Raw genomic sequence first — 13126 nt, forward strand, 5'->3', positions numbered from 1 at the left:
TCAGTAAGTGATCCTGTCGCCCGCCTGACGCCCTGTCAATTGCGCTCCCCCGTTCGGGGCGCCGCCCCCGTGCCGTCCCGCTCGCGGCCGCCCCGGGCCCTTCCTAGAGTGGAGGGCACACCACTGCGAGGAGGCCCCGATGGACGAGCAGCGCGCCGAGGGCGGCACCGACCGCCGCATCCTGGAGCGGATCAGCGAGATGGTCGAGGCCGAGCGCGACCTGCGCGCCGCCCTCGCCGAGGGCCGGATCGACCAGCCAACCGAGCACCGCGAACTCAAGGACATCGAGGAGCAGCTCGACCAGTGCTGGGACCTGCTCCGCCAGCGCCGCGCCCGGGTCCGGGCGGGCGAGGACCCGGACGGGGCGAGCGTGCGCAGCATCGACGAGGTGGAGCGCTACGAGTCGTAGCGGCGGGGGCAGGGGCGGCCGCCGCGGGCGGGGTCAGTCCTGGGCGGCGTCCAGGTTGGCGGTGACCCGGGTGAGCAGTTCGCGCAGGGTGCGCAGCTCCTCGAGCGGGAGGCCGGCGGCGGCCAGGATCCGGCGGGGGACGGCCGTGGCGCCCTCGCGCAGGGCGCGCCCGGCCGGGGTGGGGGTGGCGATCACCGAGCGCTCGTCCTCGGGGCTGCGCTCGCGCGCCACCAGGCCGGCCGCCTCCAGGCGCTTGAGCAGCGGGGAGAGGGTGCCGGAGTCCAGCCGCAGGCGCTCGCCGAGCTGCTTGACCGGCAGCGACCCGTGCTCCCAGAGCACCAGCATCACCAGGTACTGCGGGTAGGTCAGCCCGAGGTCCTTGAGCGCGGTGCGGTAGACGCCGCCGAACGCCCGGGAGGCGGCGTTCAGCGAGAAGCAGATCTGCTGGTCGAGCAGCAGCAGGTCCGCGTCCTCGCCGCGGGGGGAGGGGGAGTTCTCGCCGTGCCAGGTCATGACCCCAGGGTAGCAAGCGGCCGATTCAGTTGTGCGCAATTGAATTGTGTGCTGTAGTTATTGGCAGGACAGGGCGGACCGCGAAGCCCGGAACCGTACGGAGGCGCACCGCCGACGGGAACCGGACCGGCGGGCCGACGGGCGGGCACGCAGGACGAAGAAGCACGCAGGACGAAGAAGCAGACGAGAAGGAGAACACCCTCATGACCGCGCTCTACACCGCAGCAGCCACCGCGAACGGCCGCGAGGGCCGCGCCGTCACCTCGGACGGCCGGCTCGACCTCAAGCTCTCCCCGCCGCCCGCGCTCGGCGGCGACGGCGAGGGCACCAACCCCGAGCAGCTGTTCGCCGCGGGCTACGCGGCCTGCTTCGCCAGCGCGCTCGGCGTGGTCTCGCGGCAGCAGAAGGTCGACGTCTCGGAGGTGTCGGTGACCGCCGAGGTCACCATCAGCAAGGACGACAGCGGCTTCGGCCTCTCCGTCGTCCTGCGGGTCGAACTGCCCGAGTCGCTGGCCGGCGAGACCGGTGAGCTGCTGGTCAAGCAGGCCCACCAGGTCTGCCCGTACTCCAAGGCCACCGCCGGGAACATTCCGGTGGAGCTGGTCGTCGAATAAGGAAGAGGCAGGGGTCTCGTCCGGGGTCTGCGGGCCGCGTCCACGTGGGGGTGGAGCGGCCAGCAGCGCTGTCCGCGGACGGCCGGGGCGGCTGGGACGGGAGGGTGGGCCGGGTTCCCGGTTCGGGGCCGGACTCCTGGGCTTTCGGGCTCCCGGGCTCCCGGGCTCCTGGTTCAGAGCGGGAGCAGCTCCGGGCGCTTGGCCTCCACGTGGTCGCCGGAGGACTCGCCGCGCAGGCGGCGGCCCACCCACGGCAGCAGGAAGGTGCGGGCCCACTGCAGGTTCTCCCGGCGCTGGTCGGCCGGGGTGAGGACGGGCGCGGGCGGCCAGGCGGCCTCCGGGTCGCTCTCCACGGGCAGGCCGAGCGAGCGCGCCGCCAGCAGCGCCACCCGCTGGTGGCCCTCCGGCGAGAGGTGCAGCCGGTCCTCGGACCAGGCCCGCCGGTCGTGCACCGACCGCAGCGACCACAGGTCGGCGACCGCGAGGCCGTTGCGGTCGGCGATCGCCCGCAGGTGCGCGTTGTAGGTGGCGATCTTGCCGCGCAGGTGGCGCAGCACCGGGACGTTGCGGGTGTCGAAGCCGGTGCAGATCAGCACCGTCCCGGCGTTCTCGCGCAGTTCCAGGACGGCCGCCTCGAAGCGTCCGGCGATCAGGTCCGGGTCGCTGCCCGGGCGCAGGATGTCGTTGCCGCCCGCGCACAGGGTGACCAGGTCGGGCTGGAGCTGACGGACCTTCGGGACCTGCTCGGCGACGATCTGGTCCAGCAGGCGGCCGCGGACGGCCAGGTTGGCGTACCGGAAGTCGTGCTCGGATCTGCCCGCGGCCAGCATCCCGGCCAGGCGGTCGGCCCAGCCGGCGTACTGGCCGTCGGGGCCGGGATCGTTGAGGCCCTCGGTGAAGCTGTCACCGAGGGCCGCGTAGGAACTGAGGTCGAGGGTCTCCTGGTAGTCGGCCATGCAGCAGATGGTTCACCTTGTGAAGTGACCTACGCCACCGTAGGTGCCCGGTGGCGGACCGTGATCTCCGCCACGGGCCCCGGGCCGGTACCCTGCAAGGGTTCCGGGCGGTGGGCGGCCCGGTGGTGCAAGGCGGACAGGAGGACGGCCGTGAGCGGCAGCGCGGTGGACGGGAAGACGGCTGTGAGCAGCGACGCGGTGCGCGAGGAGACCTCGCGCCGCAAGCAGATGCTGATCCGGGCGCTGATCTACATCGCCGGCACCCACCTGTTCGCCGGGTTCGTGATCCTGCTGTTCGCGGTCGGCGGCCGCCACTGACCCGACCGCCCGCCCAGCCGGATTCGAGCCGGGCTCAGGCTCGGTGTCGGCGAGGGGCTACTGCTCGGGGAGGACCCGGCGGGCGACCTTGGCGAGGTGGGCGTCGAACGCGGCGGGCGGGTCCGGGTGGACCCGGATCAGGGCGACCAGGGCGGTGATCACCACGTCGCACAGTTCGTCCGCGACGTCGTCCCAGCTGTGCGAGAAGCCCTTGCGCGGGTTCTGGCCGAGCGCGCCGATCACCGCCTCGGCCACCTCGCCGGCCTCCTCGCCGAGCTTGAGGCACTGCAACACCCGCTGCATCTCCGGGGGTTGGCTGCTGCCCTCGGCCAGCCAGTCGGCCAGCCGCCGCACCGTCTCCCACTGCCGCTCGTCCATGGCACCCCGCCGATCGCTCCGCTTGCACCGATGCGCCGATGTGCCGCTCTGGCGCGGACCGCGCGGCCGGGCCCGGGCGGGCCGACCGCGCGGCGCATCGGCAACGACCGTACCGGCAGGGGCTGACAGGGCGTCAGCGCAGGCGCTGCTGCCAGTCGATCGGGACGTGGCCGGCCGGGCCGGGGGCGGGCTGGGTGACCGGGTGGGCGGTCGGGCCGGCCAGTGGCGGGCCCTCGTAGAACTGCTCGGTCTCGGTGTTCCAGAACCAGTCCTCGCCGGGCTCGAAGCTGGTGAGGAACGGGTGGCCGGCCGAGCGGGCGTGCGCGGTGGCGTGCTGGGACGGGGAGGAGTCGCAGCAGCCGATGTGCCCGCAGGCGGTGCACCTGCGCAGGTGGAACCACCAGCCCTGGCCCTCGCCGGCCAGGCACTCCACGCAGCCGTCGCCGCTCGGCGGGACGCTGGGGTCGATACCGGGGATCGTCGTGTCGTCGCTCATCGTGGCACCTCCTCGGCCAGGGTATGCCCGGGGCGCCGGGCCTGCGGCGGAAGCGGACCCGGCGCGGCGCGGTGACGCGGTGGCGCGGTGGGATGACGCGGCGCCTCCGGGGGAAAGGGGACGGGTGGGATCGTGGTGCGGAGGCGGATTCCGTACTGATCTACAGTGCTGTAGATTCAGCTGGGGCCCGGGCCCGATCGAGGGGCCGGGCGACGGCCGCCGCGCCGAACCGGCCGAACTGCCGGGCCCGGTACGGGGAAACCACAGGAGGGCACACATGGGAGTCTCGCTCGCCAAGGGCGGAAACGTCTCGCTGACGAAGGAGGCCCCGGGGCTCACCAACGTCATCGTCGGCCTGGGCTGGGACGTCCGGGCCACCACGGGCGCCGACTTCGACCTGGACGCCAGCGCGCTGCTGTGCAGCGAGGCCGGCCGGGTGCTCAGCGACCAGCACTTCGTCTTCTACAACAACCTGCGCAGCCCCGAGGGCTCGGTCGAGCACAGCGGCGACAACCTCACCGGCGGCGGTGACGGCGACGACGAGCAGATCAAGGTCGACCTGACGGCCGTTCCGCCGCAGGTCGCCAAGGTGGTCTTCCCGGTCTCCATCTACGACGCGGAGAACCGGCACCAGAGCTTCGGCCAGGTCCGCAACGCGTTCATCCGGGTCCTCAACGAGGCCGACGGCAGCGAGGTCGCCCGCTACGACCTGTCCGAGGACGCCTCGACCGAGACCGCGATGGTCTTCGGCGAGCTGTACCGCTACGGCAGCGAGTGGAAGTTCCGTGCGATCGGCCAGGGTTACGCCTCCGGCCTGCGCGGCATCGCGCTCGACTACGGCGTCAACGTCTGACCGCGCCGCGTCCCCGCACGGGCCGCTCCGCCGCCTCCGGGCAGCGGGGCGGCCCGTGCCGTCCCGCTGCGCGTGCGGGGCGGAGGGAGTGTCGGCGTTCGAACGGCGTGCCGGGGTGTGGCAGGCTCGGCGCATGGAACAGCGTGTACTTGGCAGGACCGGACGTCCGGTCTCGGTGATCGGTCTCGGAACGTGGCAGCTCGGCGCGGACTGGGGCGTGGTGCTGGAGGACGACGCGCTCGCGGTGCTGAACGCCGCGGCGGACGCCGGGGTGACGTTCTTCGACACCGCGGACGTCTACGGCGACGGCCGCAGCGAGCAGTTGATCGGACGTTTCCTGAAGAGCCGCCAGAGCGGCGGCGACGGTGACGGCCTGGTGGTCGCCACCAAGCTCGGCCGCCGGATGCCGCAGCTGCCGGAGAACTACACCCTCGCCAACTTCCGCGAGTGGACCGACCGTTCGCGCCGCAACCTGGGCGTCGAGCGGCTCGACCTGGTGCAGCTGCACTGCCCGCCGACCTCCGTCTACTCCAGCGACGAGGTGTTCGACGGGCTCGACACCCTGGTCGAGGAGGGCCGCACCGCCGCGTACGGCGTCAGCGTGGAGACCTGCGAGGAGGCGCTGACCGCGATCGCCCGGCCCGGCGTCGCCAGCGTGCAGATCATCCTCAACCCGTTCCGGCTCAAGCCGCTCGACCAGGTGCTGCCCGCCGCCGAGAAGGCCGGCGTCGGCGTCATCGCCCGGGTGCCGCTGGCCTCCGGCCTGCTGTCCGGCAAGTACACCAAGGACACCCTGTTCAGCGCGGACGACCACCGCACCTACAACCGGGACGGCTCGGCGTTCGACCAGGGCGAGACCTTCTCCGGCATCGACTTCGAGACCGGCGTGGAGGCCGCCGACGAGTTCGCCCGGCTCGCCCCGCCCGGAGCCAGCCCGGCGCAGACCGCGCTGCGCTGGATCGTCCAGCAGCCCGGCGTCACCACCGTCATCCCCGGCGCCCGCACCCCCGAGCAGGCCCTCGGCAACGCCGAGACGATGGCGCTGCCGCCGCTGTCGCCGCAGACCCTGCAGGCCGTCCGGGACCTGTACGACCGGCGGCTGCGGGCGAAGATCCACTCGCGCTGGTGACCCGGGGCCCGGGACCCGGACGGGTGCTCTGCGCCTGTCCGGGGGATCCGGGGGCCGGAGCGGGGGCTCCGGTTCAGGGCAGCGGTTCGGCTTGCAGCGGGGTGCGCGGGTCCTGGTGGCCGCCGGTGGCCAGCATCCGGACCTCGCCCTGGTCGCTGATCTCGGCCTGCACGATGCCGGACGGGTCCGCGTACACCGGGTGGCCGCCCGGGCCGCGGGTGCCCGTCGCCTCGACCACCACCACGTCCTGCTCGGCGTGGCCGCCGGTCTCCCCTGGGAACGTGAGTGCGAATCGTCGAGTCATGACCGGCCTTCTTCCCGTTGGCGTCGTTCCATCGTAGGCAGGCGCCGGGCGGACGGTCACGGGCAGGCGGCGCGGCGGGGTGGTGCCGGGGCGGTGTCCGGGCGGCGCCGGGGTGGTGCCGGGGCGGTCAGGCCAGCAGGTGGAGGCGTTGGGCGGCCGGGCCGATCCGGACGGTCTGGCCCCAGGTGAGGTGCAGGGCGTCGGCTTCGATTCCGTCGCCGAAGGCCACCAGGAGCTCCGATTCGACGGTCAGGGCGAGCTGCTGGCCGGCGTCCAGCAGGCCCTCGACGCGGGAGGTGCCGGTCACCGGGGAGGGCCAGGCCTCGCGGACGAACCAGGACAGCCGGGGCGCGGTCGGGCCGGGCAGGTCCAGGCGGCTGGAGCGCTCCAGCCAGGCCGAGCGGCACCAGCCGGTGGCGCCGGTGCCGGTGCCGACCAGGACGCCCGAGGACGCCTGGGCCTCGGGGTCGCCGCCCGGCGCGGCCAGCCGGTAGCGGGCGGTCTGGTGGCCCGGCTGGCCGAGGTAGACCTCGTTCAGGGCGAGCAGCCGCTGGGTGTCGTCCGCGACCGCCTCCACCATCGTGCGCAGCTCCAGCCGCCGCTCCACGCCCGGCAGGACGGCCGCCCGCAGCAGCGCCCCGGCCTGGTCGGCGCGGTGCCGGACCAGGACGCCCGCGTTGCGGCCCGGCTCGGCGTCGATGCCGATCACCGGCTGGCCGGACAGGTACTTGGCGGCGTTCGCCACCAGGCCGTCCTGGCCGACCACCACGACCACGTCCTCCGGGCCGAACAGGAACCGGTCCAGGTCGGAGCGCTCCACCCGGGTCTGCCGCCAGTCCAGCGGCACCGCGGCCGACACCTCGGCGAGCGCGTTGCGGGCCAGGTGGTGGCGCCGCTCGGCCTCGACCGGCGAGCGGCCGCGCCGGGCCAGGAAGAACTCGGCCTGGCCGCGGGTGCCGTGCCGGGCGATCAGCTCCTCGTACTCGGTGCGCCGGTGGACCAGCACCACGCGCGGGGCGAGGCTCACCGTCCGTTCTCCTCGGGGGAGTTGGGCGCGGCCAGGCGGGTGAGCAGGCCGGTCAGGACGTCCGGGGTGAGGGTGATGCTGTCGATCCGCGGCAGGTGCTCGGCCAGCCGGATCAGGGCGAGGGCCTGCAGCACCTCGGGCCCGGCCTGCTGGTGCGCGGCCAGCCAGGCGGCCTCCGCGGCGGCCTTGGCCTCGCCCAACACGCGCGCCGCCTCGGCCTGTTGGGCCGCCAGCGTGCCCGCGGCCTCGGCCTCCGCGACCGCCAGCCTGGTCCGGCGGACCGCCTCCGCGTCCGTGCGGACCGCGTCCGCGGCGGCCTTCTGCTCGGCCTCGCGGCGTGCGTTGGTTCCCTGTTGCTCGACCAACTCCTCCTCGCGGCGGGCCAGTTCGATCCGGCTGGCGAGCTCGTTCTCGGCGATGGTGCGCTCCCGCTCGACCGCGACGGCGCGCCGCTCGTACGTCGCCCGGTCGGCCTCCTGCTGGACCTGCTCGCGGGCCGGGGTGCGCAGCGCCCGTTCCATCTCGGCCTCCGGCCGGACGGCGGTGACGCGCACCGCGAGCACCGCCAACCCGATCTCGGACAGCCGGGGTTCGGCGGCCAGGCCCGCCGAGATCCGCTCGCGGACGGCCGTGACGCCGTCGACCAGGGTGTCGGCCAGCGGGGTCCGGGCGATCAGCTGGAGCGCGTGCTGCTGGGCGGTCTCGGTCAGCAGGGTGCCGAGCTGGGCGAGCGGCTCGGCGCGCCAGCTACCGGTGTCCGGGTCGATGCCGAAGTCGAGGCGGGTGGCGGCGGTGGCCGGGTCGCTGATCCGGTAGGTCACGGTGGCCTGCACCGCGAGGTCCTGGAAGTCCGAGGTGCGGGCGTGGAACATCATCGCCAACTCGCGGTCATCGGCCGGGACTTCGGAGATCGCGGCGGTGAGCGGCCGGAACCAGAAGGCCAGTCCGGTGCCCTCGTGGGCGAGCCGGCCGTCGCGCAGGTGGCGGATGTGGCTGGTGGGGGTGGAGCGCAGGTGGCGGAAGCCGAAGCGGCGGGTGATGTCGGCCATGGGGATCGATGCCCTTTCTTTTCGTCGCATTGACGATAACTGGTGGGTTTGGTTGTCGTCAATACGACGAAAAGGGGTGTGGGGTTGCTTGCGCGCTTTGCCGGCCGGGGCCTGCCGGCGGTGGTTCGCCGGCCGTGGTCCGTCGGCGGTGGTTCGTCCACCCTCGGCCGGTTGTTCGCCCGTCCGGGCGGCCTCGCGGGACCCGGCGGCCCGGGTCGCCGATCGGGTGCGGTCGGCGGCCTATGGTGCTGATCGGGCGGGCCGGGCCTCGCCGCCCCGGCCTCCGGCCCCGTGGCTCGACCGCCTCCCGAAAGGGCTGATCGTGAAACCGTCCTGCACCTCCCGCCGCCTCGCCGCCGCCGCCACCGCCGCCCCGGACCGGGACGGGAGGGCCCTGTGGCAAGTTCCTTGGCGGTCAAGGCTGTTGGCCGCGCCGGCCGCGGGGCTCCTGGCGGCCTCCGCGCTGGCCGTGACGGCCCCCGCCGCCTCGGCCACCGCCACGTGGGGCGCAATGCCGGGACTCGACGCGGGCGGCGCGGTGTACGTCGCGGACACCTACAACGACCGGGTCGTCAGGGTGGACGGGCCGGGAGGCCGCGAACAGGAGGTCGTCGCCCGGGACTTGGACCTGCCGAACGGGGTGGCGGTCGGCGCCACGGGCGACGTGTACATCGCCGACAGCCGCCACGACCGGGTCCTGAAGGTGTCCGCCGTCACCGGGTGGCGCACCGTCGTGCGCCCGGACGTGGAGCTGAACTCCCCCTACGGCGTCGCGGTCGACGGCGCGGGGACCCTCTACATCGCCGATACGGACAACCGGCGGGTGCTGAGGATCCCCGCCGACGGCGGCGCCCCGACGACCGTCGGCAGCGGGTTGGGCAACCCGACGGGGGTAGCGCTGGACGCGGCGGGCAACGTGTACATCGCCGACCCCTACAACAACCGGGTGGTCGAGGTCCCGGCCGACGGCGGCCCGCAGAGCGACGTGCCGGTGCAGGTCGCGGACCCCACCAACATGGCGTTCAACGGCGCCGGCGACATGTTCGTCGCGGACCCCTACAACAACCGGGTGGTGGAACTGCCGCACGACGGCGGGCCGCAGACGACGGTCGGGGAAGGGCTGGACTTCCCCACCGGCGTGGCCGCGGACGCGCAGGGCAACGTGTACATCGCCGACTTCAACAACAGCCGGGTGGTCAGGGTGCCGGCCGGTGGCGGGCCGCAGACCACGGTCGGCGACCACCTCAGCCACCCGTACTCGGTGGCCGTGCCGCCGGTGCCCCCGTTTGCGGCGGCTGCTGATCGAGACGGCGGTGCTGTCGCCGTCCGGCGCTCGTCGTAGCCCGCCCCCGAAGACTCAGGAGCCCTTCGCGCCATGGCAGTTCACCACCGCACCGACCCGCGCCCCGCGAGGTTCGCCGGGGCGCTCGCCGCCACCGCCCTCGCCACCGCCCTCGCCCTCGTCCCGGCTCCCGCACTGGCCGCCGCCGCCCCGAGCGTCGACCGGCCGGCGTACTGCTCCTCCGCGACCCACCCCGAGCTGGCCGACCGGCTGTCCCGGGACATCGCCGACGCCGTCCGCGGGCGGCAGTCCACACTGGCCCTCGCCGTGCGCGACTCCGGCACCGGCCTGTCCTGCTTCCTCGATCCCGCACGGCACTTCGACTCGGCGAGCATCGTCAAGGTCACCATCATGGGCGCGGTGCTGAGGATCGCCCAGGACGAGAACCGGCCGCTGACCCCGTTCGAGGAGGAGAACCTGCGGCCGATGATCACCCGGTCCGACAACGACGCCGCCGTCCGGCTGTGGAAGTACGTCGGCATGGCCCGCATGCAGACCTTCCTCGACCTCGCGGGCATGCACGACACGGTCCTGTCGGCGGACGGCTTCGGGCTCACCCGGGTCACCGCCGGCGACGAGCTGAAACAACTGGACGTCTACACCGTCAACCCCGACGTCCTCACCCCCGAACACCGTTCCTACGGCATTCAGTTGATGGCCGAGGTCGAGCCGGACCAGCGCTGGGGCACGCCCTTCGGCGCCCCTCCCGACGTCACGACGCACGTCAAGAACGGCTGGCTGCAACGCGCCACCCACGGCTGGCGCGTGCACAGCCTCGGCATCTTCACCGGCCCCGACCGGCTCTACCAGATCGCCGTCCTCACCGACGACGACCCCACCGAGTCCTACGGCATCGGCACCATCCAGCGCATCTCCCAGCAGATCCACCGGGACCTCGCCGACTGCGCCGACAGCGCCGACCGCGCCGAGGGGGGTCGCGCCAGGGTTGCCCCCGGCGCCCCCGACGTCACCGCGCCGGAGATCGGCGACGGCTCCGTCCCCGCTGTCCGGGAGCGGTGAGGGGCCCGGGGGAGCCTTGGCGCGGCCCGGCCGGGAGGTGAATTGACGATCCGTCAGATTCCGGCGCGGGTACGGGAGGTGGTGGAGATCGCCGCCAGGTCCTGCTCGCCGTGGCCGTGGGCGATCGCCTGGAGCAGCGAGTCGCGCAGCAACGAGGCCAGCGGGAGCGGGACTTGGGTGTCGGCGCCGGCCTCCAGGGCGAGGTTCACGTCCTTCAGGCCGAGCGCCAGGCGGAACCCGGCCGGCTCGAAGGTCTGCCGGGTGATCATCGCGCCGTAACCGGCGTACACCGGGCCGGGGAACAGCGAGTCGGTGAGCACCTCGAGCAGCGCCGCCGGGGCCAGCCCGTTGGCCTCGGCCAGCGCGGCGGCCTCGGAGAACGCCTCGATCGCCGACACCAGCAGGAAGTTGGCGCTGATCTTGGCGACGTTGGCCGCGGCCGGATCCTCGCCGAGCGGCCAGGTGCGGCGGCCCATCGCCTCGAACAGCGGTGCCAGCCGGTCGAGTTCGGCGGACGGCCCGGCCGCGAGGATGTTCAGGTTCCCGGCCGCCGCGACATCCGTCCGGCCCAGCACCGGCGCCGCGACGTACCCGATGCCGTGCCGGGCGTGCAGTTCGGCGGCCCGGCGGGCCAGCGCGGGCGAGACGGTGGCCATGTTGGCGTGCGCGACGGCCCGCGCCCCCGACAGCAACTCCTCGTCCAGCAGCAGGCTTTCGACCACCCGGTCGTCCGCGAGCATGGACACCACCACCTGCGCCTCGAACGCCTCGGTCGGCGTCCCGGCGGCCGAGGCCCCCTCCGCGACCAGCTCGGCCACCGGCTCCGGCGAGCGGTTCCACACCCGCACCGTGTGTCCGGCCGCCAGCAGCCGACGGGCCATCGCCCGGCCCATGCCTCCCAGACCGATGAAACCGACGTCCATGCGCAGTGCCTCCCAGTTGACTACCGGTACTTCGGGTACTTCGGGTACTCCCGATGTTCCGAGGGTGATGCTACGGCGCGGCGGGGCGTACCGCCCGGACCGGTCGGGGCGGTCGGCCCTGTTCGGTACCGGTTGGCCCGTTCGGCCCGGTCGGTCTGTCAGGATGCGGGCATGGTGACGGTGGTGGCGGTGCACACGGCGGACCTCGACCCGGCGACCCGGAGGGCGGCCCGGGAGCTGCTGTTCGAGGTGTTCGGGGTGGGCGACATGACCGAGGAGGACTGGGCGCACTGCCTCGGCGGTATGCACGTACTCGCCCGGGAGGAAGGGGAGTTGGTCGGACACGCCGCCGTGGTGCAGCGCCGCCTGATGAACGGCGACCGGATCCTGCGGACCGGCTACCTGGAGGGCGTGGTCGTCCGGCAGGACCGCCAACGGCGCGGCATCGGAGGGCAGTTGATGGACGAGGCGGAGCGCATCGTCCGGGCCGGCCACGAGATCGGCGCGCTCGGCGCCAGCGAGGCCGGCGTCCCATTCTACCTCGCCCGGGGCTGGCGCCCCTGGCCCGGCCCCACCTGGGCGCTCGGCCCGCACGGGCGGCAGCGCACCGCCGAGGAGGACGGCGGGATCTACCTCCTGGGCGGCGAACGGGAGTTGGACCTCGGCGCCGACCTGGTCTGCGACTGGCGCGAGGGCGATCCGTGGTGACGCCCGGCTGCCCGCGGTGGCACCCGGCCGTGCGGGCGGTGGCCGGTCCGGTCAGCGGGGCGCGTCCTGGCGGCAGGAGGCGACGAACTCCAGCAGGCGTCCGTTCACCAGCTCGGGGCGTTCCAGGTTGAGGCCGTGCCCGGCGCCCGGCACGATCTCGACCCGGACGCCAGGGAGGAGGGCCGGACGTTCCACCTCGTCTACACCGAGTACGCCGTCCTGTCCGTCACCGACCCGGCCCTCGCCGGGCAGCCGTTCCTCGCCGCCCCGAACGAGACGGGAGCCTTCCTGGCGGGCCAGTTGACCGCCGCCCAGCAGGCCGGCGACACCGCCCCGGGCCTGGACGCCCGCAGGAGACCGTGGTCCTGCTGGCACTCTCGGCGGGCCTCGGCCTGAGCGTCCTGCTCGGCCAGCGCAGCGCCGACGACGCCACCACCGTCCTGCGCTACCGTCTCGGACGGCTGTTCCCGGCCCCGGTCCCGGCTGCGGCCCTGCGGGGCGGCGGAAAGTCGAATGACCGCGGCGCGCGGCCCCGCTAGGGTCGGACGATGCCCGAACTGGAGCAGTTGCGCGCCGACCACGCCCCCGCGGTCCTGGCCTTCGAGACGGCGAACCGCGCCTTCTTCGCGGCCACCGTCTTCGACCGCGGCGACGCCTTCTTCGCGGAGTACCCCGACCGGTACCGCGCCCTGCTGACCGAGCAGGAGGCGGGCGACTGCGCTTGCTACCTGCTGGTCGACGCGGACGGCTCGGTGCTCGGCAGGTTCAACCTGATCGACATCGCGGACCGCACCGCGAAACTCGGCTACCGGGTCGCCGAGCACGCCACCGGCCGGGGCCTGGCCACCGCGGCCGTCGAGCAGCTGTGCCGGCTGGCGCGGACGCGGCACGGGTTGAGCACCCTGCTGGCGGCGGCCGCCACCAGGAACGTCGCGTCCTGCCGGGTGCTGGCCAAGGCCGGGTTCGCCGAGGTCGGCCCCGCCGGTCCGGCCGACCTCGGCGGCAAGCCGGGGAGCTGGTACCGGCGCGACCTGGGGGAGCCGGGGGGCGGGGCGGGGCGGGGATGGGGTGAGCGGCCTGGTCCCAT

The 13126-nt window shown here is 74.0% G+C and carries 19 protein-coding genes and 1 pseudogene; 11 read left to right on the plus strand and 9 right to left on the minus strand.

Going from position 1 to position 13126, the window contains the following annotated elements; translation table 11 throughout:
• The first annotated feature begins 139 nt into the window (after positions 1-139).
• The gene (locus tag EDD39_RS38415) at positions 140-409 is read left to right on the plus strand and encodes a DUF2630 family protein (RefSeq protein WP_123564255.1); all 270 of its coding nucleotides are present in this window, start codon (positions 140-142) and stop codon (positions 407-409) included.
• Positions 410-442: 33 nt separating this feature from the next.
• Here EDD39_RS38415 and EDD39_RS38420 read toward each other — a convergent pair whose 3' ends face one another.
• The gene (locus EDD39_RS38420) at positions 443-922 is read right to left on the minus strand and encodes a MarR family winged helix-turn-helix transcriptional regulator (protein ID WP_123564256.1); all 480 of its coding nucleotides are present in this window, start codon (positions 920-922) and stop codon (positions 443-445) included.
• A gap of 203 nt (positions 923-1125) precedes the next feature.
• On the opposite strand from EDD39_RS38420, the gene EDD39_RS38425 reads away from it, so the two are divergent.
• Complete coding sequence (locus EDD39_RS38425) at positions 1126-1536, plus strand: organic hydroperoxide resistance protein (RefSeq protein WP_123564257.1); 411 nt, start codon at positions 1126-1128, stop codon at positions 1534-1536.
• A gap of 173 nt (positions 1537-1709) precedes the next feature.
• Here the strand turns inward: EDD39_RS38425 and EDD39_RS38430 are convergent, their stop codons facing one another.
• Positions 1710-2492: an SGNH/GDSL hydrolase family protein gene (locus EDD39_RS38430; RefSeq protein ID WP_123564258.1), complete on the minus strand. Its 783-nt coding sequence runs from the start codon at positions 2490-2492 to the stop codon at positions 1710-1712.
• Between the two features lie 150 nt (positions 2493-2642).
• On the opposite strand from EDD39_RS38430, the gene EDD39_RS40110 reads away from it, so the two are divergent.
• Positions 2643-2810 carry a DUF6126 family protein gene (locus tag EDD39_RS40110; RefSeq protein ID WP_162870366.1) on the plus strand — a complete coding sequence of 56 codons (168 nt, stop codon included), beginning with the start codon at positions 2643-2645 and terminating at the stop codon, positions 2808-2810.
• A 57-nt stretch (positions 2811-2867) separates the two neighbouring features.
• On the opposite strand, the gene EDD39_RS38435 is transcribed toward EDD39_RS40110, so the two are convergent.
• A complete protein-coding gene (locus tag EDD39_RS38435) occupies positions 2868-3188 on the minus strand; it encodes a MazG-like family protein (RefSeq protein WP_123564259.1) in 321 nt (106 codons plus the stop codon).
• Between the two features lie 133 nt (positions 3189-3321).
• The gene (locus EDD39_RS38440; protein WP_030461599.1) at positions 3322-3684 is read right to left on the minus strand and encodes a UBP-type zinc finger domain-containing protein; all 363 of its coding nucleotides are present in this window, start codon (positions 3682-3684) and stop codon (positions 3322-3324) included.
• A 277-nt stretch (positions 3685-3961) separates the two neighbouring features.
• Here EDD39_RS38440 and EDD39_RS38445 point away from each other — a divergent pair, with 277 nt between their 5' ends.
• Together EDD39_RS38445 and EDD39_RS38450 are read left to right on the plus strand one after the other, a co-directional pair.
• Positions 3962-4537 (plus strand): TerD family protein, encoded by a 576-nt coding sequence (locus tag EDD39_RS38445; RefSeq protein ID WP_123564260.1) that lies wholly within the window; start codon positions 3962-3964, stop codon positions 4535-4537.
• Between the two features lie 133 nt (positions 4538-4670).
• A complete protein-coding gene (locus EDD39_RS38450) occupies positions 4671-5666 on the plus strand; it encodes an aldo/keto reductase (RefSeq protein WP_123564261.1) in 996 nt (331 codons plus the stop codon).
• Between the two features lie 73 nt (positions 5667-5739).
• Here the strand turns inward: EDD39_RS38450 and EDD39_RS38455 are convergent, their stop codons facing one another.
• From EDD39_RS38455 to EDD39_RS38465, 3 genes are all read right to left on the minus strand, one after another.
• A complete protein-coding gene (locus tag EDD39_RS38455; protein WP_030461602.1) occupies positions 5740-5970 on the minus strand; it encodes a DUF6296 family protein in 231 nt (76 codons plus the stop codon).
• A gap of 127 nt (positions 5971-6097) precedes the next feature.
• Complete coding sequence (locus EDD39_RS38460; protein ID WP_123564262.1) at positions 6098-6997, minus strand: NAD(+)/NADH kinase; 900 nt, start codon at positions 6995-6997, stop codon at positions 6098-6100.
• Positions 6994-8046, minus strand: coding sequence for an SPFH domain-containing protein (locus EDD39_RS38465; protein ID WP_123564263.1), 1053 nt, complete (start codon positions 8044-8046; stop codon positions 6994-6996). Before EDD39_RS38465 ends, EDD39_RS38460 begins: the two co-directional genes overlap by 4 nt.
• 511 nt (positions 8047-8557) lie before the next feature.
• Between EDD39_RS38465 and EDD39_RS38470 the strand changes: the two genes are divergently transcribed.
• Together EDD39_RS38470 and EDD39_RS38475 are read left to right on the plus strand one after the other, a co-directional pair.
• Complete coding sequence (locus EDD39_RS38470; protein ID WP_148089613.1) at positions 8558-9388, plus strand: NHL repeat-containing protein; 831 nt, start codon at positions 8558-8560, stop codon at positions 9386-9388.
• A gap of 33 nt (positions 9389-9421) precedes the next feature.
• Entirely contained in the window at positions 9422-10408 is a 987-nt protein-coding gene (locus EDD39_RS38475; RefSeq protein ID WP_123564265.1) for a serine hydrolase, read from the plus strand.
• A gap of 53 nt (positions 10409-10461) precedes the next feature.
• Here the strand turns inward: EDD39_RS38475 and EDD39_RS38480 are convergent, their stop codons facing one another.
• Positions 10462-11331: an NAD(P)-dependent oxidoreductase gene (locus tag EDD39_RS38480; RefSeq protein WP_123564266.1), complete on the minus strand. Its 870-nt coding sequence runs from the start codon at positions 11329-11331 to the stop codon at positions 10462-10464.
• Positions 11332-11502: 171 nt separating this feature from the next.
• Between EDD39_RS38480 and EDD39_RS38485 the strand changes: the two genes are divergently transcribed.
• Positions 11503-12039 (plus strand): GNAT family N-acetyltransferase, encoded by a 537-nt coding sequence (locus tag EDD39_RS38485; protein WP_123564267.1) that lies wholly within the window; start codon positions 11503-11505, stop codon positions 12037-12039.
• A gap of 51 nt (positions 12040-12090) precedes the next feature.
• Here the strand turns inward: EDD39_RS38485 and EDD39_RS42475 are convergent, their stop codons facing one another.
• A complete protein-coding gene (locus EDD39_RS42475; protein ID WP_198545025.1) occupies positions 12091-12192 on the minus strand; it encodes an alpha/beta hydrolase in 102 nt (33 codons plus the stop codon).
• On the opposite strand from EDD39_RS42475, the gene EDD39_RS40115 reads away from it, so the two are divergent.
• From EDD39_RS40115 to EDD39_RS38495, 3 genes and pseudogenes are all read left to right on the plus strand, one after another.
• A complete protein-coding gene (locus EDD39_RS40115) occupies positions 12175-12435 on the plus strand; it encodes a hypothetical protein (RefSeq protein ID WP_162870360.1) in 261 nt (86 codons plus the stop codon). The genes EDD39_RS42475 and EDD39_RS40115 overlap by 18 nt on opposite strands.
• A complete protein-coding gene (locus EDD39_RS39180; RefSeq protein ID WP_148089614.1) occupies positions 12399-12578 on the plus strand; it encodes a hypothetical protein in 180 nt (59 codons plus the stop codon). Before EDD39_RS40115 ends, EDD39_RS39180 begins: the two co-directional genes overlap by 37 nt.
• Positions 12579-12587: 9 nt before the next feature.
• Positions 12588-13073 (plus strand): annotated as a pseudogene (locus EDD39_RS38495) (GNAT family N-acetyltransferase); the annotation flags it as partial.
• Positions 13074-13126 lie beyond the last annotated feature (53 nt).

The sequence above is a fragment of the Kitasatospora cineracea genome, assembly GCF_003751605.1.
Lineage (GTDB): Bacteria > Actinomycetota > Actinomycetes > Streptomycetales > Streptomycetaceae > Kitasatospora > Kitasatospora cineracea.